Below are 22,115 nucleotides of genomic sequence, written 5' to 3'. Positions count from 1 at the left end.
CAATCACTTCAAGTTATCGTTATCGTCGTCGTTATGGTCATTTTGGTGATCGTGCGATGTTTGTACCATTCCCATATCCATTCCGTCGACCAAAAGGCATGACCGCTGAAGAGTATGGTGAACATTTAGTTGCTGAATTTGCACGTTTGTTTGAAACAGAATATCACGGTGTTTGGGATCCAAAAGTTGGACAGGCTGAATATGCAGCATTTTATGCAGAACCTTTACAAGCAACAGGTGGTTATATTGTTCCGCCACGTAATTATTTCAAAGGACTTAAAAAAGTCTTGGATCAATATGGAATTTTATTAGTAGTTGATGAAATTCAAATGGGCTTTTATCGTACTGGTAAACTTTGGTCAATTGAACATTTCGATGTAAAACCTGATGTGGTAGTGTTTGCCAAAGCATTAACTAACGGATTAAATCCATTAGGTGGTTTATGGGCGCGTGAAGAGTTAATTAATCCACAAGTATTCCCAGTTGGATCTACTCACTCAACATTTGCTTCAAACCCACTCGGTACGGCTGTTGGTCTAGAAGTATTAAAAATGACCTCAGAAACTGATTATGAAAAAATGGTGATGGATAGTGGTGCTTATTTCCTTGAAGGATTAAAAACGCTAGAGAAAAAACATAAAGAAATCGGTGAAGTTGACGGTTTAGGTTTAGCGCTTAGAGCAGAAATTTGTACTGAGGATGGCTTCACCGCTAATAAAGCATTAGTGGATAAAATGGTTGATATTGGTATGTCAGGTGATCTTGATTGGAAAGGCACTAAAATGGGCTTAGTACTTGATATTGGTGGTTATTATAAAAATGTAATCACATTTGCACCGTCATTACATATTTCTCGTCAAGAAATAGATCAAGGTATTGAACTACTAGATCAATTAATCACTCGTGCGAAAAAAGAACTTTAATACTCAATTTCTAATCTTCCCGCCGACTTTATGTTGGCGGGCTTGCTATAGCAAAGTTACTCATTATAAAGACTTATGAAATATATCAATCAGTTAGAACCTACTGAACTAATAGATATTTTTTTAACTCATCCACCTAAGCACTTTTGTGCATGGCTAAGTGAAGATGGTGTACCTGCATTTTCGGCTAAATTTGATTTATTAACAACGGCTGCTGAAGATTTTAAAAATAAAATTCAGCAACTTCCTTTTTTTAAAAAATGGCAACATTGGCTACAACCAAATACCTGTTTTATTGGTACTACTGTTTCAGAATATACTTTACTCAATCATCACATTAATGTAGAGCAGTTAGCTGATAATCTAAAAGCGACTTATGCCAAACAATATCCTTTTTTAATTGTTAAAGATTTACCTTTAGCTTCTCCATTACTTAATGAAAAAGATAATCAATATTCTCAACAACTTATTTCGTCGCTAAAAAAACGAGGCTTTATTGAAGTTGAAGGACAAGCATTAGCTTGGGTACCGATTAATTTTACTAGTATTGATGATTTATTTACTCGTTTTTCATATAGTCGTCGTAAAAACTTTAGACGAAAATTAAAAGCTCGTGAAAAATTAGCAATCGATATATTACAAAGCGGTGATGATTGTTTTTTTGACGATACAATATTAGATAAATATTATCAGCTGTATCTAAATGTTTATCAGCAAAGTGAAGTACATTTTGATTTATTAACTAAACCTTTTTTTATTCAATTATTACAAAACAAAGCCGCTCAAGCTCGTATTTTTACTTACCACTACAATGGTGAATTGATTGGTTTTAATATCTGTTTTGTGGTTAATAACATGTTGATTGATAAATATATTGGGTTAGTTTATCCTCAAGCAAGAGACTTAAATCTCTATTATATAAGTTGGTTTATTAATCTTGAATATGCGTTACAACAAGGATTTAGTCACTACATTGCAGGTTGGACCGATCCTGAAGTTAAAGCATCGTTAGGCGCAAGTTTTACCTTAACCAAGCATTTAGTTTATATTCGCAATCCATTATTAAGAATAGCATTGCGTAGCATGATTGGTCATTTTGAAAATGATAAGGAGAAAGTGGCATGACATTTCCTGTTATACTCAATTTCGATCAGAGTGTAGGTGAGATTAAGCATGCAAATATGATCAATGTTACTCATTGGCAAGATAGTATTCGCTTTGGTTGTTCAGAGAAGAAATTTCGGCAATTTAGTCACTCACTACAACAATTGTTACCCGAAAATCATGGTACAGTGCTAATGGGTAGTGGTGATTACCACCATGTTTCTTTGTTACTTATCGAGCGTCTGGCTAAGCAATATTCAGCAGAGAATCCTATCCAAGTGGTAATTTTTGATAATCATCCAGATAACATGCGTTATTTGTTTGGCATTCATTGTGGTTCATGGGTAAGTTATGCTGCAAGCTTACCATTTGTTAGTCATGTGCATGTATTAGGAATTACCTCACATGATATTGGACTTTCTCATTTTTGGGAGAATAGGTGGTCGCCACTTTTCCATAAAAAACTCACTTATTGGAGTTTAGATGTCAATGTTTCATGGGCAAAAAAAATAGGTCTGAGTCATGCTTTCCGTCATTTTGTTACGCCAGATGAGTTGATTGCAAGTTTTTTATCAGAACAATATCATAGTACTCAACCCGTTTATTTATCTATTGATAAAGATGTATTGAGCGAAGAGGTTATTCATACTAATTGGGATCAAGGTAAGCTACAAACTTATCATATACTCGACACGATTACCTCAATAAAACAACGTATTATAGGTAGTGATATTACTGGTGAACTGTCAATATGGCAATCATCCAATTGGTTTAAACGTTTGTTAAGTTCATTAGATAAACAACCCACTATTTCACCTGATAACCTGATTAACTGGCAACAAGAACAACACCAACTGAATTTGACGTTATTAAAAGCATTAATATAGATTGATAGAAATATTGTAAAAAAGTTTCAGGAAAGATAGATGTTTCAGTATAAAACTGACTATCTAACTTGATTAGTTAGTGAGCTAAATCAAAGTTGTTTATTGGAATTTTGTTTGGTTAACTTATTTTCAGCAAAAGCTAAACATAAAATACCTGAAATAATTAATATAGCGCCAATTAATTTATATGACGTAATTGGTTCATGAAATAACCAAACTGAAACAATCATTACCGTTACTACTTCAAAATGTGAAGCAGCAAAAGCAGGTCCAACAGGCGCTTTTTTTAACAGCGTCATCCAAGTAAAAAAAGTTAAAATATAACCAGCAATTGAAATATAAATCCAAGGATTAGTAAATACTCGAATTAACCACTCAATACTCATTGCTAAAGGTTGGGCATGAATTGCGGCCAGTTTGAAGCTACATTGAGCAATAGTATCGAAAATCAGTAATACAGTAAAACCGATTAAATAGAATCTTGCCATATTAACTCATCCCTACAAAAATTACGCCAAGAGTGATTAACAGCATACCGATAATACGATATATTGTAAGTAACTCTTTAAAAATAATGCGCCCCATCAGCATAATGGTAATAATATTAAATGAAGCAAGCAATACTCCTTGTGATAGGGGGACTAAGGTTAAGAATGCTAGCCATAATAAAAATTCTGCAATATAGGCAATAATCCCTATCCAAATCCAGACATTTTTAGATAGATCTAACCAATAATACCAACCATTACGGTTATTGGCCGAAGTAGCCGCAAATTTAAAAGCAATTTGCCCTAATGTATCAAAACAGATATTGCTGACCCAAAGCAAAATAACTAATGGTGACATGGTGCTTTCATCCCATCTTCTGCAATTTTATTGAAAAAGGCCACTGATTCTTTAATCACTTCTCGCCTTTGACTATCAATGGTGACTAGATGATAGCTGTCATGTAATATAATAAGTTTAGTTGGGGCAGAAACGTGTTTTTCGACCAATTTAGCATTCGTTTCAATGTTGGCAATATCATCATTACCTGAATGAATAATTAAACAAGGTGAAGTGACTTTAGGTAACTGCTTACGCACATTCTTAGCTAATAACTGCATTTCAGCCAGAGCGGGAAATGGGTTACCGGCTAGTCCAGCTGCGCCACTATCACCACTAAGCATACTTTCCGATACTACCGCGCGAATGCGTTCATCTTTTAGCCCATAAGGTGGTTTTTCAATAAAAGAAACTTTTTGGAAAATACCCAGCTTTTTAAAATAAACTAACAAGAAGAAAAACCTTTTAGCCCAAAAAGGCATACTCCAACCATCATAATAAAATGTTGGGGCATAAACACCAACACCTTTGACTTGCTCTGGTCTATCGGCAGCAAGCTGTAATGCAAGTAGGGCTCCCATTGATAGTCCAGCAACAAAAAGATTATCAACATGCTGAGCTAAATAATCCGCGCCATCCCGCACACTTTGATACCAATCTTGCCATGTTGTTTTACAAAGATCGGCTTCTGTACCACAATGACCCGCTAATTGCACGGCATAGACAGTAAATCCTGCTTTATGTAGCCCATTGGCTAATATTCGCATCTCATTTGGCGTACCGGTTAATCCATGAATCAAGAGCACGCCATTTTTATTGCCAGGTAAAAAATAAGATAAATCTTGAATTGTATCCATTATAATTCCTTATTTACTTTACCATCATGACAGGAATTGCCATTTGTTGTGCGTGTTTTAAGGCTTTGGTTACATCAGTAAAACAATTTATAGCACGGTGTTCGATTTTATTTTTTTCACAATAATGGATCAGCTTATCTTTTGCAAAAACAAAATCCACATTATGTGACACACAGTAATCTGAAGTTCCATCACCTACATATAGTATTTGATTAAAATGTTGCTGTTTTTTTACATGGTTACATTTACAATTACCACTTTGCTTAATACAATCTTTATTAGCATAAGGAAATTCGAGCCGCCAGCTGCGATTATTGTCATGCATTAGTTTATTAGCAAAAATAGGTAAATGCTCCATCCCATGACGCTTTAATATAAACTCAATGGCATAATCTAATCCATCACTGACAATATGCACAGGAATGTGATTTTTTTCGGTATAATCAATAAATGCTTTAAATGTTGGATCAATTTCAATTTGTGATAAAACATGATTGAGTTCATTTAAATTTGCATCCATTAAGGCAATCTGTTTACTCATGCATTCTTGAGAGCCAATTTTACCGTTAACCCATAATTCTTCAAGTTCATCACAACCATCTTGACCGAAATGACTCAATAAGGTATCAGTTACATCCTTCACGCTAATGGTGCCATCAAAGTCACACAACACAATTGGTTTTTGTTGTTGTGAATGAGATAGATAAAACAGATGATTTGCAATAGATGAAAAAGTGTTCATTTCTTAATAAAGATAGCCAATTTATATATAAATGCGCAAATTCTCTCATAGAGTGCTTTTAAACTTTGTAGACTCTTTGTATATATTTTGTAACGGGGTTGAAATTGTCTGTATAATGGGGCATCCCTAATTACACATCATAGTAATAAGCAGGAAAAATGAGTGAACGAATATTAATTATCGAAGATGATGAGCGATTAGCTAACCTAATTCAAGTATACCTTATCCGACAAGGCTATAATGTTCAATGGCATAATAGTGGTGATGGGGCTGAAGAAAAAATTCAACAACTTAATCCTGATCTTGTTATTTTAGATGTTATGTTACCAGAAAAATCGGGATTTGATATCTGCCGCGATATACGCACATGGTTCAATAATTTTATTCTTATTATGACAGCTAGCGAAGATAATATTGATGAGATTGTCGGACTAGAGTTAGGGGCAGATGATTATTTAGCCAAGCCAGTTGAACCTAGATTACTTCTTGCTCGTATCCGTGCTTTATTACGCCGAAAACAGATAGAATTAGATAAAGAAGGGGCTAAGGATTTAATTATACCATCTAATGGCAAAACCATAGTTTTTGATAATCTGGTAATTGATGGTGAAAATCGTAAAGTATTATTACAAGACCTAGAAATTGATTTAACTACAGCTGAGTTTGATCTTTTATGGTTACTTGCTAATAATGCAGGCAAAATCTTATCTCGAGATGATATTTTTTCGCAGGTTAGAGGGATTGATTTTGATGGTAGTGATCGTTCGATTGATGCTCGCATTTCACGGCTCCGTCGTAAATTACTTGATGATCCGGATAATCCATCAAGAATCAAAACAGTGCGGGGGAAAGGCTATTTATTTTTACGCGAAGGGGATAACCATTGAGTCATTTACTCGCTAAACCACTATTTTTTAATCGTCGTATTATATTCTACCTTGTTATTTTACTTTCATTGCAGTGTATTATTGCTTATGGCGCTTTATTGGTTTTTGACTCTTTACCTTCTTCATTAACCGATATGCCTGATGATCATATTGTGTTCCGAGAATCTCAACGTGGAACAGTCAATTTAATTCGCATGCAAATTAATGAAAATAAAGATCGTCCACTGCAAGAAGTCGTTAAGGAATTACAACCTTATTTTGGTTATCCAATTGAGATAATGCCAATTAATACATCACTACCTCATTCTGTACACAACGAATTAGTCAAACTTGGATTTTCATATGATGGTGATAAGGAAGTTGTCTATGTTGATTTAAAAGATGGTAATTTGTTGCAATTAGGTCCGATTATAATGCGAGATATTTTGGAATCTAACACTATGTCTTTAAGTGTTTTCTTGCTTATTTGGGCACTATTTAGTGCTATTATCTTTTTTATTCTGATCTATTTTGCCTTTAGTGCTGTTTGGAAAGATCTCGTTAATATTCGGCAAACGGCTGAACAACTAGGGCAAGGAAACTTGCATGCACGCACAGAAAATGTAAAAGGTTGGTTATTTAAGCCATTAGCAAATGTCCTGAATAATATGGGTACTCACATTGAACATTTAGTTAGTACTAATCAAACTATTTCACATGCTATGGCGCATGAATTACGAACGCCTCTTGCTAGAATGCGTTTTGAGCTCAGTATGCTTGAAGAGTCGATCGATGAACAAGAAAGATTACTGTTACAAAAAGGCATGAGTGATGATATTAATGAACTAGAAACACTGATTAATGCTAGTTTAAATTACTTTAAAATGCAGCAAAGCAATATTGAGTTAAATCTAACCCGGGTATCGTTAAAAGAGTGGGGAGATAAAATCTGTCAGTCCCTTGAATTATTTAAACCTAAAGAATTTGAATTGATATGTAATTGCCAAAATGTTGAAGCATTAATTGACACCAATTTAATGGAAACCATAGTCAAAAATTTATTACTTAATGCTTTCAAATATGCAGCACATAAGGCCGTCTTAAATCTGAGAAAACAGCAAAATAGTGTGGTTATTGAGATTGATGATGATGGTGCTGGTATCCCTTTTGATGCCCGCGATAAGATTTTTATGCCTTTTTCCAGACTTGATACCAGTCGAACTCGTTCAACCGGAGGTTATGGTTTAGGTTTAGCTTATGTCAAATTAATGGCTGAATTTCATAATGGTAAAGCTTTTGTTGTAACCAGCCCATTAGGTGGTGCAAGATTTGTGGTATCACTGAAATCAGGTAATGAATAAATAATGATTAATAATCCAATCTTGTGAAAATGTTTCAGATTAACTATGCGTTTTAGTATAAATTTGCTTTTGGCGATTTAAATACCTAGTTTTATCATTTCGAAAAAATAAAAAATTTGTTATATTCTTCGACTAAAATAATAACAGTGACAAAGCTGATTTTAAATTTGTCATGAGTAAATATATATTCAGAGGTTTGTTATGAGCGGTTCATTACCGACAGAGACTCGTCCAACTAATTTTATTCGCCAGATTATTGATACCGATCTTGCGGCAGGGAAATATAAAACCATCCATACTCGCTTTCCACCTGAGCCTAATGGTTATTTGCATATTGGCCATGCTAAGTCAATTTGTTTAAATTTTGGTATTGCTAAAGACTATCAAGGTAAATGCAATTTGCGTTTTGATGATACCAATCCGGCCAAAGAAGATGTTGAATACGTTGAATCGATCAAAGAAGATGTGCGTTGGTTAGGTTTCGAGTGGGATGGTAAGATATGTCACTCCTCTGATTATTTTGAGAAGCTTTATGGCTATGCTATTGAATTAATTACTAAAGGATTAGCATATGTTGATGAACTTTCGGCTGACGAAATCCGTGAATACCGTGGCACCTTAACTCAAGCGGGCAAAAATAGTCCTTATCGAGATCGCAGTGTGGATGAAAATTTAGCCCTATTTAAGCAGATGAAGGAAGGTAAATTTGCCGAAGGTAAGGCTTGTTTACGCGCTAAAATTGACATGACATCACCTTTTATTGTGATGCGTGATCCGGTCTTATATCGGATTAAGTTTGCAGAACATCATCAAACGGGTAATAAATGGTGTATTTACCCAATGTATGACTTTACTCACTGCATTTCTGATGCGATTGAAAATATTACTCACTCGTTATGTACACTTGAATTTCAGGATAATCGCCGTTTATATGATTGGGTATTAGATAATATTACTATTAGCGCGCGACCACATCAGTATGAATTTTCAAGATTAAATTTAGAATATGCAATTACGTCAAAACGTAAACTCAATTTATTAGTATCAGAAAAAATAGTTGATGGCTGGAACGATCCTCGCATGCCAACCATTTCAGGCTTACGTCGCCGTGGCTATACGCCAGCATCTATTCGTGATTTTTGTCAGCGAATTGGTATTACTAAACAAGAAAATACCGTTGAAATGAGTACACTTGAGTTTTGTATTCGCGAAGATCTTAACGAAAACGCACCTCGAGCTATGGCGGTACTTGATCCGGTTAAAGTGGTTATTGAGAACTTTTCTGACACACTTGATGAAGTGCTCAGTATGCCAAATCATCCTAATCGTCCTGAATTAGGTCATCGGGAAGTGACTTTTACCCGTGAGATTTATATTGATCGTGCTGATTTTCGAGAGGAAGCGAATAAAAACTATAAACGACTGGTATTAGGTAAAGAAGTGCGGTTGCGTAATGCCTATGTTATTCGTGCAGATAAAGTTGAAAAAGATGTACATGGTAATATTCAAACTATTTATTGTACTTATGATCCAGCAACACTAAATAAAAATCCTGAAGATGGTCGCAAAATTAAAGGGGTTATTCATTGGGTTTCGGCTAAGTTTGCTAAACCAGCTGAAATTCGCTTATATGATCGCTTATTTAATACACCAAATCCAGGCGCAGCCGAAGACTTTTTAGCAACGATTAATCCCACTTCATTAGTTATTAAGCAAGGTTTTGTGGAACCAAGTTTACAAAACGCTAAAGCTGGACAAGCTTATCAGTTTGAACGTGAAGGTTATTTTTGTTTAGATAGTAAATATGCAACTGAAGATAATTTAGTGTTTAATCGAACTGTGGGCTTAAGAGATAGCTGGAATGAATCCTCATCAAAATAGTCACAATCGCCGACTGTAGTCGGCGAATTTTTCTACTTAATTTATCAATTATTGATTTTTTTAATCTCTTTAATAAGCTTCAACGCTAAAATAATTAAGAAGGCGGCTCCTGCTATTAAACAAATCCAAATTATCCATTTAGGAAAATGAGAAGGTTCCGTAGTGGTTTGAATTAATGCACTTTCCCCAGCAAGCTCTACTCTATCACCAAGATAAGCTTGTGGCAAATCAATTGCCGATTGTACATTTGAAAGCAATGCTTGCTCGGTCAACGAAGCCGAAGTTGCTTTGATCGATCCCCACGCTAAAATAAAAGGTCCATTATTGCTACTATTAAAAATAATACTCATGCGATCACGATAGGCGGTAATTTTTGGGGCTTCATCAAAGCTAGCATTGATAGCTCTAATCTGTAATTGTTGGACATTTAAATTGGCATAATCTAATTTAATGCGCTGTGGTTGATCATCGCTATTAACTCGACGAATAATATAATCACTGAGTTTATGCCAGATTTTATCATCATCACTTGTTTTATAGTACATGCTAAGTGGTAACACAGATCGGGTACTAGCTAATTGAATCGATAGCTCTTTAACTGGCTGTGGTGAAGGTAATATGTAGGTTGCTTCTTGATGATTAGAACTTGTTAGTACAGAATCGATTGGAAACAATGCTACTTCAGTACGATTATTTTTTGAAGTAAATTCAACTGTTTTGAAATTAGGTATGGCATTTTGTTTTGCTGTTAATACGATAATCCAATAGTGAGCTTTAAAATTATATTGCGGTGGAATATCAATGGTATTGAGCTTAAGAGATTGGTTATTATTGTTATCAGTAAGTGACATAATCGGAATATTATCCATCACTGATCGCCAATTTTTTAAATCATAACTACACATTAATCTAGCTGTGGCTTGCCAATTTTGAGTTATAGTGGTATCAAAATCAATCGATAAACTCGTTATTGATTTTTCTAGTTTAATATTGTCAGGAATTTGTAGTAAATAAGTTGCACTGTTACTATCTTTATCAGTGGTTTTATCAAGATTAATTTGAATATCTTTGCTATTGATATTGATGTTGTATCGTTCAAGATCTTGGTTGCTGCTATCATCTGAATTAATTTTGCGGCTGTTATCTAATGAATAAATCGTGGCCGGGAAAGTTTGGCTCTCATTATTTTGTTGGTAGATATTAACTAATGAATAAGGCACCGGTTGTCCCTTTTGATTAAATACCCTCACATCATCTAAATAGCTAGAAACAGTTTGGGTATAGACATCATTAGTAAGATCAATTCGATTATACATGCTAGCTTCATCAGTTAGCTTAATTGTGGCGCCATAGGCATAATCGAGAGTTGTTTCGGTTGCATGACTTAGTCCACTGATTAACAATAGCAAGTATAATAATGGTTTTTTCATAATTTATTCATCCATAAGAGAAATCTATATTATTTTTCATACCTAAAGGTATAACTGTTATTCCTGTTGTTTATCTATATTTACTGGGATTTTGGGTGGCAATGGTGCTAAATAACCAATTAATAGCATTAATAATGCGACACCGATAAACACAAATGCTCGTAATAATCCATCGAGTTCCACACTGTCTACAAAGACTAATTTGGCTACAATAACGCTTTGTAAAATAACGCCGGCATACCATACTTTACGCAGTAAGTAACGGTGGGCAATCCCCACTAGTATAACTGCGGTTAATGTCCAAATTAACGATAATACCACTTGAATAATGTTAGTATGCCATAAGGAATAGAATGACCAGTTAAGATTAAACCATTGGCTTAGGCTTCTTAATACCATACTATTTGCCCATAAAAAAGCCAGTGCAATTAATAAAGTAATAACAATATTGGTTAATGGTTTTTGAATGTTAGTGATATCGATGATTGCGGAGTGATCTTTTAAAACAGGTGTAGCTAATTTCAACCATAGACCAAGCATAATCCAAGCGAAGATTGCACTTTCTTCCAGAGGGTTAAGCAATGGCATATAGTACCAATAAATAATTTGTCCACTTAGAGTAATGCCGATGATTAATGAATAAGTCAAATAAATGGCAATTGGTAATAACCCAACTAACCAGTACGATTTAATTAAAGAAGAGGTAACCAGTATTCGTCGTTTAATTAAATAATAACACAGTAATATAATGCTACTTGCAACAATTGTAAGTAAGCTAAACTCAACTATTTCGAATCCCCATGGCAGTGTATTTAATAATGATCTAATTTCATTAAATAGCCAAATTAGCATTATCCAAAACAAGCTAATATGTAATATATAAAATAGCTGTTTTTGTAGTTGGTTAATTAGTTTTTTTGCTTTATGTAAATAAACATAAGCACTGATAAAAGCAACCGGCCAAACTATGCTCCAAAAACCAATATTCTTGATGCTGTAATGTAAAGTAACGCCATTATTTAAAATGGCTAATAACAGCACGGGCCAGAGCGTAAGGGTGGCATAACATAGCAGATCCCATTTTAATTTCCTACCAATGAAGTACCATAACCACACGGAGATAATAAAACACAGGATAATAGGTTGGGTTTTAGGAACACTCCCCATGGTTTGCATTATGCTAATTAAAATCCAAATTGCCCATATAATACTGGCTATTATAATAAATACGATTTTTAACACATTTGCTGAGGTATTATGCACATTACGATAATAGTGCCATAGACAAGCATTAAATAGCAAAACAGCACTCATCATACCAAAAAGAGTAATAAACTCAGTTGTGGATAAATAATATAGTGGTATAGAAATAATACCAGACATCATCCCTAATAACGTAATTAAGGCACCAAACCAAGCAAAACGATATTGTTTTTGTGTGAGCATTACCCAACTTAATGTTGTACCTTCGAATAGCCAGATTAATGCAGTCCAGTTAGCACTAAAGGCTAATGGAATGGCTAAATTACTGAACCCAATACCAATTGCCAGTCCAAATAACGAAGTTGTTTTAGCGGTAGTTCGCCAGGCATGCAATGTAATATATGCACCAATTAAGTAAAACAGTCCAAATCCTAAGGATGAAAATGCAGGACCAAATTCCCACTGGCGTGTAATTGCATATTGCAAAGCAAAACCTGATATTGGTACCCCAAAGAGTAAAATTAAGTCGATTGGATATTGATAATGTTCTTTTTTTATACTACGAATTGAAAGTAATACAGCTAATATACCGTAAATTAACATATTAGCGAGAATAAAAAATTGACACTCAGTATAAAATTCTGGTTGGTAAGATTTCATGCCCCATAATAACGACACAATAAAGGTAAATAAGAATCCTATCAGATTAAGTATGCGCCAAGATTGCCAGTTACTAATTACTAAAATAGCACTTGATAGCATTAAATAATAACTAAATAGTGCAATATGATTACCCGAACCGGTGGATAATAAAATCGGGGCTAAATAACCACCGACACTGGCAATAATCGCCATAATCATAGTACGTTGTAATATGGCAAATAAAATACTTGTACCACAAATAACAATTAATAAAGCAAAAGCTAATAGCACTGGTACTAGATCATAAAGTTTGAATGCCGCAAATATGGTTAAATATAAAATACCAATGGCACCACCTTGTAATATTAACGCATAAAGCTGTTTTTTATGACGTAGCCGCCAACCGATAGTTAATAATGCAATACCTAAAACTAAAGCTCCTAACACCCGAATTTCTGGTGATAATAAGCCATGTTCAATACTATATTTAAACAGATACGAGAGACCGAAAAACAGAATAATAATAGCGACTTTAGCCACAAGATTGCCTTTAAGTAACCAACTAATAAAATGATTAGCTACATCAGTCGACTGGTCTGACGATATTTTTTGTGGAGCAGTAATGAACAAATCGTCTGATTGTTGTAATTGAGAGGGGCGTGCAAGTGGTTCGGTATTAACATCAGGTTCAGTTATTGAAGGATTCTGCGAATCCGGTGCTATTGACGTTATTTCATTAGTTAGTGAGCTATTTTCATTCTGAGATTGTTCTTGATTTGGAATTCCATGAGTAATTTCACCATTTATTTCTGATTTAATCGGGGTGTTAATCTCGCTTAATTCAAACTGTTGAACTTTTTTTTGTAATTCAGTTAGCTGAATTTGCAAACCCGTAATATGATCTTTCATGTTGGATAAAACTATAATTACCACAACAAACATGATGATTATCATAATCAGCAAAAGAAAAGTCATTGTTTTTCTCGTATCGTTTTATTAATTGTTTTTGTTCATCAATTACGATTCTAATATATAACTAATAAATATACCTAAGTATATTTTTATTTTTTATTCAACCGTAAAAACTAACTATTTCGATCAATTATGTATGGAACTTACATTTATAGTTAAATTATTTTCAAATCAGTTTTTGTTTAATATTTAATCGTGGCATACTTAAACGTTAGTATGTCCTGAAACTTTTTTACAAAAAACTAGCATACAGATGAGCTTTTTTCCGTTAAAATCTATCAGAATTGCTTAGTAATGTCTGTCGGAGAAAAAATGAAAATAGCAAAAGATACAGTGGTAAGTTTGGCATATCAAGTTCGAACTAAAGATGGCGTTCTTGTTGACGAAGCAACAGTTACCGCACCTTTAGAATATTTGCATGGTGCTGGAAATCTATTACAGGACCTTGAAAAGGCATTAGAAGGTCATCAAGTTGGCGATAAATTTGATGTTGAACTGATTAACGCTTATGGTGATTTTAATGATGCACTTGTACAAAATGTACCTCGTGACGTGTTTGTTGGTGTTAATGAACTTGAGGTAGGAATGCGTTTTTTTGCTGATACTGAACACGGCTCTTTACCCGTTGAAATTACCGCCATCAATGGAGATACCATTACTATTGATGGTAATCATATGTTAGCAGGACAAGATCTATATTTTAATGTCGAGGTATTAGCGATTCGCGCGGCAACTGAAGAAGAAATTTCTCACGGACATATCCATGGATCTGATGCTCACAATCATAGTCATGGTGATTGTGGTTGCGGTGGACATAGTCATGGTGAAGACGAAGATGAAAACAGTGGTTGCTGTGGTGGTAATCATGGCGGATGTGGTTGTCATTAGTGTAAAAAAACAAACAACTAATAATAAAGCGCTTAATTGCGCTTTTATTTTTTAATAATGTAAAATGTTTAATCTTTCTGTGAAATAATTCACAAAATCTGAAAACTACCATTTTCCATCTTAATCATTTCATCAATAATCATCTTTTTCTATAAAGAGAATAAAGTAGTTATGCCTTCACAAACTACAAGATTAATGCCACGAGAGAAGCTTTTACAATTTGGAGTTGAAACTTTAAGTGATGCAGAATTACTTGCGCTATTTTTACGCACAGGCACGCGCAAATTACCAGTCATGGAGCTATCGCAAAAATTACTCTATCAGTTTGGTTCTTTGTATCATTTAATAAATGCAAGTCATAGTGATTTTTGTAAGATACATGGGCTTGGCACAGCTAAATATACACAATTAAAAGCCGTTGTTGAACTTTCTCACCGTTATTTAAATGTGAAAATGATAAAAGAAAATTCACTTACTTCCCCATCATTAACACATCACTATTTAGCAAGCCGTTTAGCAAACAAAGAACGGGAAATTTTTATGGTTCTTTTTTTAGATAATCAAAATCATGTAATTACCTCTGAAGAGATGTTCACCGGTACTTATAATTGTGTGGAAGTTCATCCTCGTGAAGTTGCCAGACGAGCATTACAACATAACGCTGCCGCTTTGATTTTAGCACACAATCATCCTTCAGGTGTGGCTGAACCTAGTCAAGCAGATCGTAATCTTACTAGAAAAATCGAACAAGTTTGTGAATTAATTGATATACAAATTATTGATCATATCGTAATTGGTAAAGGCGAATATGTTTCTTTTGCGGAACGAGGATGGATTTTATAGCTAATTTTACCTACAATAGAGCTTGTTAAAGTAACTCATTAATGAAGATATTTCTATGAACCAACAACTAGAATTTTTAGAAACAAAAGTCGCTTTTCAAGAAATCACGATTGAAGAACTAAATCAATCGGTAACGAATCTACAAGCTGATGTGAGTAAATTAAAAGAACAATTAATTCTACTATCACAAAAATTACAAGCAAGCCAGGTATCCAATATTGCGAACCTATCAGAAGAAACACCACCACCACATTATTAGTTTAGCTTTAATAATATTTTTTGATTAATCAAATTAAATATTTCAAATACAGTTAACTGTTACGAATGAATATTTTCATTCTCAACTTTAAATAAAATCATATGTCTTATTCGTATAAAAATCTATCGACAATAAGTTAACGAAAAAGTTAAATTAATAAGCTCTTACTCCATTTTTTTCAAAGCCTAGGTTTCTATAATAATCACATCACGAGAGATTTTGAAAATGAGCTGTAATCTATTGTTGAATAGAGTAAATATTTTATTTATAAATATTTTATAAAAATAAAATGTAATTGATAAAAATAGTGATGTTCATGAAATTCTACAGCTATGGCTGTGTTGCAGTACAATAATAATTATGAATAAAAAACCGGCACATTAGCCGGTTTTAATACACAATGGTTTGATAATATAATTATTCAGCTGCGACTTCTGCTTCCACTGCTGGACGATCAACTAATTCAATATAAGCCATTGGAGCATTATCTCCATCACGAAAGCCACATTTTAAAATACGTACATAACCACCTGGGCGCGTAGCAAAACGTGGACCTAAATCTGAAAATAATTTTTTTACTGTATCTTTATCACGGATACGAGCAAAAGCCAAACGGCGATTAGCTACGCTATCGCTTTTAGCTAGCGTAATTAACGGTTCAACGACACGACGCAACTCTTTTGCTTTTGGCAATGTAGTTTTGATGATTTCATGTTCAACAAGTGAACTAGTCATGTTACGAAACATTGCTTGGCGATGGCTGCTATTTCGGTTCAGTTGACGACCACTTTTACGATGGCGCATAACTTTATCCTTCTTATATAAATTTTATCTTAGTCTTCAACAATACTTGCTGGTGGCCAGTTCTCAAGACGCATGCCTAAAGATAAACCACGAGATGCGAGCACATCCTTAATTTCAGTAAGAGATTTTTTACCAAGATTAGGGGTTTTAAGTAACTCGACTTCAGTACGTTGCACTAAATCACCAATATAATGAACTGCTTCTGCTTTTAAGCAATTAGCAGACCGAACAGTTAATTCCAAATCATCTACTGGTCGTAGAAGAATCGGATCAAATTCCGGTTTATCTTCTTTCACTTCAGGTTGACGTACATCACGTAAATCAACAAAAGCTTCAAGTTGTTCAGCCAAAATAGTTGATGCGCGACGAATAGACTCCTCAGGATCGATAGTACCATTAGTTTCCATATCGATAACTAGTTTATCTAAATCGGTACGTTGCTCCACACGAGCAGCATCGACAGAATAAGCGATACGCTCAACAGGGCTATAACATGCATCAACTAATAGACGACCAATTGGTCGTTCTTCATCTTCTGACTTAACGCGAGCAGAAGCAGGGACATAACCACGTCCTCGTTGTACACGAATACGCATACTAATTGAAGCATTTGCATCAGTAAGATGACAAATTACTAAATCAGGATTAACAATTTCAACATCACCATCGTGAGTAATATCCGATGCAGTTACCGCACCAATACCTGATTTATTTAAAGTCAGCATTACATCATCTTTGGTATGTACTCGTACAGCTAATTTTTTCAAATTAAGCAAAATATCAAGTACATCTTCTTGAACACCTTCTTTAGTACTATACTCATGCAGAACACCGTCAATTTCAACTTCGGTTACTGCATATCCTGGCATTGAAGATAATAGAATGCGGCGTAGTGCATTACCTAAAGTATGACCAAAACCACGCTCTAGTGGCTCTAAAGTCACTTTAGCATGAGTTTGACTGTATTGAACAACATCAACTAGGTGAGGTTTTAAAAACTCTGTTACAGAACCCTGCATTATGTCCTCTCTTAAGTGCTAAACTTTACTTAGAGTAAAGTTCGACGATCAAATGTTCGTTGATGTCAGCAGATAAATCTGAACGCTCTGGTAAGCGTCTAAATACGCCTTCCATTTTCCCCGCATCAACTTCTAACCAAGTTGGTTTTTCACGTTGTTCAGCTAGTTCTAAAGCAGCTTTAATACGCGCTTGTTTTTTCGATTTTTCGCGAACACTAATTACATCTTCTGGTGAAACTTGATAAGATGCAATATTAACTACGCGTCCATTAACAAGAACAGCTTTATGACTAACTAATTGACGAGCTTCAGCACGAGTTGCACCGAATCCCATGCGATAAACAACGTTATCTAAGCGACGTTCTAAAAGGTTTAATAAGTTTTCACCTGTATTACCTTTAATACGCGCAGCATTTTTATAGTAATTACGGAACTGACGTTCAAGAATTCCATAAATACGTCTAACTTTTTGTTTTTCACGTAACTGAACACCATAATCGGATAAACGCGGTTTACGCGCACCATGTTGTCCAGGAGCTTGTTCTAATTTACATTTACTATCAACCGCTCGGACACCAGATTTAAGGAATAAATCTGTACCTTCACGACGACTTAATTTGAGCTTAGGTCCCAAATATCTTGCCATTTTATTTCTCCAATAATCCTAAACATTCAATGTTTAATAAAATTAAACACGACGTTTCTTTGGTGGACGACAACCGTTATGAGGAATCGGAGTAACATCAGTAATATTAGTGATGCGATAACCCGCTGCATTTAATGCACGAATTGTTGACTCACGACCAGGACCAGGTCCTTTTACCATAACTTCTAGATTCTTAATCCCGTAATCTTTTACGGCTTCAGCGCAACGTTCTGCTGCTACTTGAGCGGCAAAAGGAGTTGACTTACGAGAGCCACGGAATCCTGAACCACCAGCGGTTGCCCAACCCAACGCATTACCTTGACGATCGGTAATAGTTACGATTGTATTGTTAAATGATGCATGAATATGAGCTACACCATCAGAAACTTGTTTTTTTACACGTTTACGTGCACGAACAGGTGTCTTTGCCATTTATTTATCACCTCAATTATTTCTTGATTGGCTTACGCGGTCCCTTACGGGTACGAGCATTAGTCTTAGTGCGTTGACCACGGACCGGAAGTCCACGACGATGACGCATGCCACGATAACAACCAAGGTCTAATAAACGCTTGATACTCATAGTTACTTCACGACGTAAATCACCTTCAACAGTAAATTTAGCGACTTGTTCACGTAACTTTTCAATCTGATCTTCAGATAGTTCTCTGATCTTAACATGTTCAGGAATACCTGCTTCAGCACAAATTGTCTTAGCACGAGTATTTCCAATACCATAAATTGCTTGCAAAGCAATCACAGCATGTTGCTGATCAGGAATGTTAATGCCTGCTATACGGGCCACTATGCACTCCTTTATTATTAATGTTTAGTAAAATCACTATACTGAAAAGCCCGTTTTCAGGATACTCAAACAGCGAGTTTACAAATAAATTTAGGCTGGCTATTCTAGCCAGCTTTACTATACTTTGGCAAGTAAAATATGCAAAAGTTCACAACATTATGGTTAAATAAATTAACCTTGACGTTGTTTATGTTTACCTTCAACGCAAATAACACGAACAATGCCATTACGTTTAATGATTTTACAATTTCTGCATAGTTTCTTGACTGAAGCACGAACTTTCATGTTTTTCTCCGTAACTTCTTGCTAACTTATCGGCCATAGCCTTTAAGGTTCGCTTTCTTTAACACTGACTCATAACGATTTGGCATCATTAAAGTCTGTACTTGTGCCATAAAATCCATGATTACCACAACCACAATTAGTAAAGAAGTCCCACCAAATTGAACTGGAACTTTCATTGCACTTGTCATAAACATTGGTACCAAACATACAAAAGTAATATATATCGCGCCAACTAACGTTAAACGAGTCATTACTTTATCAATATACTTAGATGTTTGTTCACCTGGACGGATACCTGGAATAAACGCACCAGATTTTTTAAGTTGATCTGCTGTTTCTCTTGGGTTGAAAACCAACGCCGTATAAAAGAAACAAAAGAAAATAATCGCAGCCGCAAAAAAGATTATATATAACGGTTGATCATGCGAGAAGTATTGTCCAATAAGAACAATAATATATCTCCAACCTTCGCCATTTCCCTGAAACCAAGAAGCCATCATAGATGGTAACATAACAATGGTTGAGGCAAATATTGCAGGAATAACACCTGCCATATTAATCTTTAATGGTAAATGTGTACTTTGTGCTGCATAAACACGACGACCTTGTTGCCTTTGTGCGTAGTTAACGACAATGCGTCGCTGACCTCGTTCAACAAATACAACAAAATAGGTTACACCAATTACTAACGCTGCTACAACTAATAATAAAATCGGATGCAATGAACCAGAACGAGCTTGTTCAATTGTTTCATATATTGCATGAGGAAGACCAGCCACAATACCAGCAAAGATAATAATAGAAATACCATTACCTACACCTCGCTCTGTGATCTGTTCACCTAACCACATAAGAAACATAGTGCCAGTGACTAAACTAACCGATGCGATAAAATAGAAAGAAAAACCTGGGTTAATTACTACATGACCATATTCAGGGATATTTGGTAAACCGGTCGCTATACCAACCGCTTGAACAACAGCTATAGCTAAAGTTCCATAACGCGTATATTGGTTGATTTTTTTTCGACCCGATTCGCCTTCTTTCTTTAATTCTGCTAATTTAGGATTAATTGCTGTTAATAACTGCACAATAATTGATGAAGAAATGTAAGGCATTATTCCTAAAGCAAAAATTGAAGCACGGCTTAAAGCACCACCAGAGAACATATTGAACATACCAACAATACCATCGGATGAGGCTTTTGTTAGTAAATCCGATAACGCTTTAGTATCAATACCAGGAACGGGAATATAAGAACCAAGACGAAAAACAACAAGCGCTAAAAGCACAAACATTAACCGTCTTTTAAGCTCACCACTTCCGCCTCGTGTACTTTGAAAATCTAATCCTGGTTGCTTTGCCATCTTTCTAATTATTCCTCAATTTTTCCGCCAGCAGCTTCAATTGCAACTTTAGCACCTTTAGTTACTCGAATACCTCGAACTGTTACTGGTTTAGTTACTTCACCAGATAACATAATCTTAGCATATTCGATTTGTGAATTAATCACATTTGCAACTTTCAAGCTATTTAGATCAACAACATCACCTTCAACTTTCATCAGATCTGAAAGGCGAACTTGTGCTGTAACTAATGCTTTACGTGAAGTAAAACCAAATTTAGGCAAACGACGATATAAAGGCATTTGACCACCTTCAAAGCCGCGACGAACGCCGCCACCTGAACGAGATTTTTGACCTTTAACACCACGAGTACCAGTTTTACCCAATCCAGAACCGATTCCTCGACCTAGACGTTTTGGTGCATGCTTTGAACCCTCAGCAGGAGATAAAGTATTTAAACGCATTACTATTACTCCTCTACTTTAACCATGTAATAAACTTGGTTTACCATACCGCGAATCGCAGGTGTATCCTCACGTTCTACAGTATGACCAATACGACGTAATCCTAGTCCTACTAACGTTGCTTTATGCTTTGGTAGACGACCAATAGAACTACGAGTTTGTGTAATTTTAATTGTCTTTGCCATGGCTTAATTACCCCAAAATTTCTTCGACGGTTTTACCACGCTTAGCAGCAACCATTTCTGGTGATTTCATATTTTCTAAGCCATCAATAGTTGCACGAACCACATTAATTGGGTTAGTTGAACCATAAGCTTTAGCTAGAACGTTACGAACTCCAGCAACTTCTAACACAGCACGCATAGCACCACCGGCAATAATACCAGTACCTTCTGATGCTGGTTGCATATAAACACGCGAACCAGTATGAGCACCTTTAACAGGATGCTGTAATGTATCATTATTTAAAGCAACGTTAATCATATTTCGACGTGCTTTTTCCATTGCTTTTTGGATTGCTGCTGGTACTTCACGTGCTTTACCATATCCAAAACCAACGCGACCATTACCATCACCAACCACGGTTAGTGCAGAAAAACTAAAAATACGGCCACCTTTAACGGTTTTAGAAACACGGTTAACTGCGATTAATTTTTCCTGCAGTTCACCAGCTTGTTTTTCGATGTTTGACATCTTTAACTCCTACCTTAGAACTGTAGGCCAGCTTCGCGAGCAGCATCTGCCAGCGCCTGAACTCGACCATGATATTGGAAACCCGAACGATCAAAAGAAACTTCTTTAATATCTTTCGCTAATGCACGTTCTGCAATTGCTTTACCAACTGCTGCTGCTGCATCTTTGTTTCCTGTGTATTTTAAACTTTCACTGATAGCTTTTTCTAATGTAGAAGCTGCTGCCAGTACTTCTGATCCGTTTGGTGCGATAATCTGCGCATAAATATGACGCGGAGTACGGTGAACCACTAAGCGAGTAGCAAGTAGTTCATGCATCTTGCGACGCGCTTTAGTTGCACGACGGATACGAGCTGATTTCTTATCCATAG

26 protein-coding genes are annotated in these 22,115 nt (G+C 35.4%); 9 read left to right on the top strand and 17 right to left on the bottom strand.

Features of this window, described 5'->3' with window-relative positions:
• From Q0K76_RS09295 to Q0K76_RS09285, 3 genes are all read left to right on the top strand, one after another.
• On the top strand, window positions 1–923 hold a 923-nt coding region (locus Q0K76_RS09295), incomplete at its 5' end, for an aminotransferase class III-fold pyridoxal phosphate-dependent enzyme (RefSeq protein WP_294614817.1).
• 75 nt (window positions 924–998) lie between these two features.
• Window positions 999–2,048, top strand: a complete 1,050-nt coding sequence (locus tag Q0K76_RS09290; RefSeq protein WP_294614814.1) for a GNAT family N-acetyltransferase — start codon at window positions 999–1,001, stop codon at window positions 2,046–2,048.
• Window positions 2,045–2,914 carry an arginase family protein gene (locus tag Q0K76_RS09285; RefSeq protein WP_294614811.1) on the top strand — a complete coding sequence of 290 codons (870 nt, stop codon included), beginning with the start codon at window positions 2,045–2,047 and terminating at the stop codon, window positions 2,912–2,914. The genes Q0K76_RS09290 and Q0K76_RS09285 overlap by 4 nt, the downstream gene beginning before the upstream one ends.
• Window positions 2,915–3,003: 89 nt before the next feature.
• On the opposite strand, the gene Q0K76_RS09280 is transcribed toward Q0K76_RS09285, so the two are convergent.
• From Q0K76_RS09280 to Q0K76_RS09265, 4 genes are read right to left on the bottom strand one after another with little or no spacing between them, the layout of a single operon-like run.
• Window positions 3,004–3,402, bottom strand: coding sequence for an EamA family transporter (locus Q0K76_RS09280; RefSeq protein WP_294614808.1), 399 nt, complete (start codon window positions 3,400–3,402; stop codon window positions 3,004–3,006).
• Between the two features lies 1 nt (window position 3,403).
• Window positions 3,404–3,760, bottom strand: coding sequence for a hypothetical protein (locus Q0K76_RS09275; RefSeq protein WP_294614805.1), 357 nt, complete (start codon window positions 3,758–3,760; stop codon window positions 3,404–3,406).
• Window positions 3,748–4,596: an alpha/beta fold hydrolase gene (locus tag Q0K76_RS09270; RefSeq protein WP_294614802.1), complete on the bottom strand. Its 849-nt coding sequence runs from the start codon at window positions 4,594–4,596 to the stop codon at window positions 3,748–3,750. The genes Q0K76_RS09275 and Q0K76_RS09270 overlap by 13 nt, the downstream gene beginning before the upstream one ends.
• Before the next feature lie 13 nt (window positions 4,597–4,609).
• Window positions 4,610–5,338 carry an MtnX-like HAD-IB family phosphatase gene (locus Q0K76_RS09265; protein ID WP_294614799.1) on the bottom strand — a complete coding sequence of 243 codons (729 nt, stop codon included), beginning with the start codon at window positions 5,336–5,338 and terminating at the stop codon, window positions 4,610–4,612.
• A 158-nt stretch (window positions 5,339–5,496) separates the two neighbouring features.
• Between Q0K76_RS09265 and Q0K76_RS09260 the strand changes: the two genes are divergently transcribed.
• The 3 genes from Q0K76_RS09260 (at window position 5,497) to glnS (ending at window position 9,446) form a co-directional block, all read left to right on the top strand.
• Complete coding sequence (locus tag Q0K76_RS09260) at window positions 5,497–6,225, top strand: winged helix-turn-helix domain-containing protein (RefSeq protein WP_294614797.1); 729 nt, start codon at window positions 5,497–5,499, stop codon at window positions 6,223–6,225.
• Window positions 6,222–7,565 (top strand): ATP-binding protein, encoded by a 1,344-nt coding sequence (locus tag Q0K76_RS09255; protein WP_294614793.1) that lies wholly within the window; start codon window positions 6,222–6,224, stop codon window positions 7,563–7,565. The genes Q0K76_RS09260 and Q0K76_RS09255 overlap by 4 nt, the downstream gene beginning before the upstream one ends.
• 201 nt (window positions 7,566–7,766) lie before the next feature.
• The gene (glnS, locus tag Q0K76_RS09250) at window positions 7,767–9,446 is read left to right on the top strand and encodes a glutamine--tRNA ligase (RefSeq protein WP_294614789.1); all 1,680 of its coding nucleotides are present in this window, start codon (window positions 7,767–7,769) and stop codon (window positions 9,444–9,446) included.
• Window positions 9,447–9,490: 44 nt separating this feature from the next.
• On the opposite strand, the gene Q0K76_RS09245 is transcribed toward glnS, so the two are convergent.
• Together Q0K76_RS09245 and Q0K76_RS09240 are read right to left on the bottom strand one after the other, a co-directional pair.
• Window positions 9,491–10,876 carry a DUF3999 family protein gene (locus Q0K76_RS09245; protein WP_294614786.1) on the bottom strand — a complete coding sequence of 462 codons (1,386 nt, stop codon included), beginning with the start codon at window positions 10,874–10,876 and terminating at the stop codon, window positions 9,491–9,493.
• Window positions 10,877–10,933: 57 nt separating this feature from the next.
• Window positions 10,934–13,696, bottom strand: coding sequence for a DUF2339 domain-containing protein (locus tag Q0K76_RS09240; protein WP_294614783.1), 2,763 nt, complete (start codon window positions 13,694–13,696; stop codon window positions 10,934–10,936).
• 309 nt (window positions 13,697–14,005) lie between these two features.
• Here Q0K76_RS09240 and slyD point away from each other — a divergent pair, with 309 nt between their 5' ends.
• From slyD to Q0K76_RS09225, 3 genes are all read left to right on the top strand, one after another.
• On the top strand, window positions 14,006–14,581 hold the full coding sequence (gene slyD, locus Q0K76_RS09235) for a peptidylprolyl isomerase (RefSeq protein ID WP_294614780.1): 576 nt from the start codon (window positions 14,006–14,008) through the stop codon (window positions 14,579–14,581).
• Window positions 14,582–14,752: 171 nt separating this feature from the next.
• Window positions 14,753–15,424, top strand: a complete 672-nt coding sequence (gene radC, locus Q0K76_RS09230; RefSeq protein ID WP_294614777.1) for a DNA repair protein RadC — start codon at window positions 14,753–14,755, stop codon at window positions 15,422–15,424.
• A gap of 55 nt (window positions 15,425–15,479) precedes the next feature.
• Window positions 15,480–15,683: a SlyX family protein gene (locus Q0K76_RS09225; protein ID WP_294614774.1), complete on the top strand. Its 204-nt coding sequence runs from the start codon at window positions 15,480–15,482 to the stop codon at window positions 15,681–15,683.
• A gap of 417 nt (window positions 15,684–16,100) precedes the next feature.
• Here Q0K76_RS09225 and rplQ read toward each other — a convergent pair whose 3' ends face one another.
• From rplQ to rplR, 11 genes are all read right to left on the bottom strand, one after another.
• On the bottom strand, window positions 16,101–16,487 hold the full coding sequence (gene rplQ / locus Q0K76_RS09220) for a 50S ribosomal protein L17 (RefSeq protein WP_086362668.1): 387 nt from the start codon (window positions 16,485–16,487) through the stop codon (window positions 16,101–16,103).
• 29 nt (window positions 16,488–16,516) lie between these two features.
• Window positions 16,517–17,506, bottom strand: coding sequence for a DNA-directed RNA polymerase subunit alpha (gene rpoA, locus Q0K76_RS09215; protein WP_034911133.1), 990 nt, complete (start codon window positions 17,504–17,506; stop codon window positions 16,517–16,519).
• Between the two features lie 25 nt (window positions 17,507–17,531).
• A complete protein-coding gene (rpsD, locus tag Q0K76_RS09210) occupies window positions 17,532–18,152 on the bottom strand; it encodes a 30S ribosomal protein S4 (protein WP_294614766.1) in 621 nt (206 codons plus the stop codon).
• Between the two features lie 42 nt (window positions 18,153–18,194).
• Window positions 18,195–18,584 carry a 30S ribosomal protein S11 gene (rpsK, locus tag Q0K76_RS09205; RefSeq protein ID WP_294614763.1) on the bottom strand — a complete coding sequence of 130 codons (390 nt, stop codon included), beginning with the start codon at window positions 18,582–18,584 and terminating at the stop codon, window positions 18,195–18,197.
• Window positions 18,585–18,600: 16 nt separating this feature from the next.
• The gene (gene rpsM, locus Q0K76_RS09200; protein ID WP_025314404.1) at window positions 18,601–18,957 is read right to left on the bottom strand and encodes a 30S ribosomal protein S13; all 357 of its coding nucleotides are present in this window, start codon (window positions 18,955–18,957) and stop codon (window positions 18,601–18,603) included.
• Window positions 18,958–19,128: 171 nt separating this feature from the next.
• Window positions 19,129–19,242 carry a 50S ribosomal protein L36 gene (rpmJ, locus tag Q0K76_RS09195; RefSeq protein ID WP_025314403.1) on the bottom strand — a complete coding sequence of 38 codons (114 nt, stop codon included), beginning with the start codon at window positions 19,240–19,242 and terminating at the stop codon, window positions 19,129–19,131.
• Window positions 19,243–19,268: 26 nt separating this feature from the next.
• Window positions 19,269–20,609 (bottom strand): preprotein translocase subunit SecY, encoded by a 1,341-nt coding sequence (gene secY / locus Q0K76_RS09190; RefSeq protein WP_294614756.1) that lies wholly within the window; start codon window positions 20,607–20,609, stop codon window positions 19,269–19,271.
• Window positions 20,610–20,617: 8 nt separating this feature from the next.
• The gene (rplO, locus tag Q0K76_RS09185; RefSeq protein ID WP_294614754.1) at window positions 20,618–21,052 is read right to left on the bottom strand and encodes a 50S ribosomal protein L15; all 435 of its coding nucleotides are present in this window, start codon (window positions 21,050–21,052) and stop codon (window positions 20,618–20,620) included.
• A 5-nt stretch (window positions 21,053–21,057) separates the two neighbouring features.
• The gene (rpmD, locus tag Q0K76_RS09180) at window positions 21,058–21,237 is read right to left on the bottom strand and encodes a 50S ribosomal protein L30 (protein WP_025314400.1); all 180 of its coding nucleotides are present in this window, start codon (window positions 21,235–21,237) and stop codon (window positions 21,058–21,060) included.
• A 7-nt stretch (window positions 21,238–21,244) separates the two neighbouring features.
• Window positions 21,245–21,745 (bottom strand): 30S ribosomal protein S5, encoded by a 501-nt coding sequence (gene rpsE, locus Q0K76_RS09175; protein WP_025314399.1) that lies wholly within the window; start codon window positions 21,743–21,745, stop codon window positions 21,245–21,247.
• A gap of 14 nt (window positions 21,746–21,759) precedes the next feature.
• On the bottom strand, window positions 21,760–22,113 hold the full coding sequence (gene rplR, locus Q0K76_RS09170; RefSeq protein WP_025314398.1) for a 50S ribosomal protein L18: 354 nt from the start codon (window positions 22,111–22,113) through the stop codon (window positions 21,760–21,762).
• Window positions 22,114–22,115: the final 2 nt, after the last annotated feature.

It is taken from the genome of uncultured Gilliamella sp. (genome assembly GCA_945271295.1).
Classification (GTDB): Bacteria; Pseudomonadota; Gammaproteobacteria; order Enterobacterales; family Orbaceae; genus Gilliamella.
This window is presented reverse-complemented; position numbering and strand designations above follow the sequence as displayed.

What these genes read in the sequence shown, in the direction of transcription:
- rpoA (WP_034911133.1), bottom strand. Translation starts at nt 17,506, where the DNA reads ATGCAGGGTTCTGTAACAGAGTTTTTAAAACCTCACCTAGTTGATGTT.
- rplR (WP_025314398.1), bottom strand. Translation starts at nt 22,113, where the DNA reads ATGGATAAGAAATCAGCTCGTATCCGTCGTGCAACTAAAGCGCGTCGC.
- secY (WP_294614756.1), bottom strand. Translation starts at nt 20,609, where the DNA reads ATGGCAAAGCAACCAGGATTAGATTTTCAAAGTACACGAGGCGGAAGT.
- rpmD (WP_025314400.1), bottom strand. Translation starts at nt 21,237, where the DNA reads ATGGCAAAGACAATTAAAATTACACAAACTCGTAGTTCTATTGGTCGT.
- Q0K76_RS09245 (WP_294614786.1), bottom strand. Translation starts at nt 10,876, where the DNA reads ATGAAAAAACCATTATTATACTTGCTATTGTTAATCAGTGGACTAAGT.
- Q0K76_RS09265 (WP_294614799.1), bottom strand. Translation starts at nt 5,338, where the DNA reads ATGAACACTTTTTCATCTATTGCAAATCATCTGTTTTATCTATCTCAT.
- Q0K76_RS09225 (WP_294614774.1), top strand. Translation starts at nt 15,480, where the DNA reads ATGAACCAACAACTAGAATTTTTAGAAACAAAAGTCGCTTTTCAAGAA.
- radC (WP_294614777.1), top strand. Translation starts at nt 14,753, where the DNA reads ATGCCTTCACAAACTACAAGATTAATGCCACGAGAGAAGCTTTTACAA.
- rplQ (WP_086362668.1), bottom strand. Translation starts at nt 16,487, where the DNA reads ATGCGCCATCGTAAAAGTGGTCGTCAACTGAACCGAAATAGCAGCCAT.
- Q0K76_RS09280 (WP_294614808.1), bottom strand. Translation starts at nt 3,402, where the DNA reads ATGGCAAGATTCTATTTAATCGGTTTTACTGTATTACTGATTTTCGAT.
- Q0K76_RS09290 (WP_294614814.1), top strand. Translation starts at nt 999, where the DNA reads ATGAAATATATCAATCAGTTAGAACCTACTGAACTAATAGATATTTTT.
- rpsK (WP_294614763.1), bottom strand. Translation starts at nt 18,584, where the DNA reads ATGGCAAAGACACCTGTTCGTGCACGTAAACGTGTAAAAAAACAAGTT.
- rpsD (WP_294614766.1), bottom strand. Translation starts at nt 18,152, where the DNA reads ATGGCAAGATATTTGGGACCTAAGCTCAAATTAAGTCGTCGTGAAGGT.
- Q0K76_RS09260 (WP_294614797.1), top strand. Translation starts at nt 5,497, where the DNA reads ATGAGTGAACGAATATTAATTATCGAAGATGATGAGCGATTAGCTAAC.
- slyD (WP_294614780.1), top strand. Translation starts at nt 14,006, where the DNA reads ATGAAAATAGCAAAAGATACAGTGGTAAGTTTGGCATATCAAGTTCGA.
- Q0K76_RS09285 (WP_294614811.1), top strand. Translation starts at nt 2,045, where the DNA reads ATGACATTTCCTGTTATACTCAATTTCGATCAGAGTGTAGGTGAGATT.
- Q0K76_RS09275 (WP_294614805.1), bottom strand. Translation starts at nt 3,760, where the DNA reads ATGTCACCATTAGTTATTTTGCTTTGGGTCAGCAATATCTGTTTTGAT.
- rpmJ (WP_025314403.1), bottom strand. Translation starts at nt 19,242, where the DNA reads ATGAAAGTTCGTGCTTCAGTCAAGAAACTATGCAGAAATTGTAAAATC.
- rplO (WP_294614754.1), bottom strand. Translation starts at nt 21,052, where the DNA reads ATGCGTTTAAATACTTTATCTCCTGCTGAGGGTTCAAAGCATGCACCA.
- Q0K76_RS09240 (WP_294614783.1), bottom strand. Translation starts at nt 13,696, where the DNA reads ATGACTTTTCTTTTGCTGATTATGATAATCATCATGTTTGTTGTGGTA.
- Q0K76_RS09270 (WP_294614802.1), bottom strand. Translation starts at nt 4,596, where the DNA reads ATGGATACAATTCAAGATTTATCTTATTTTTTACCTGGCAATAAAAAT.
- rpsE (WP_025314399.1), bottom strand. Translation starts at nt 21,745, where the DNA reads ATGTCAAACATCGAAAAACAAGCTGGTGAACTGCAGGAAAAATTAATC.
- glnS (WP_294614789.1), top strand. Translation starts at nt 7,767, where the DNA reads ATGAGCGGTTCATTACCGACAGAGACTCGTCCAACTAATTTTATTCGC.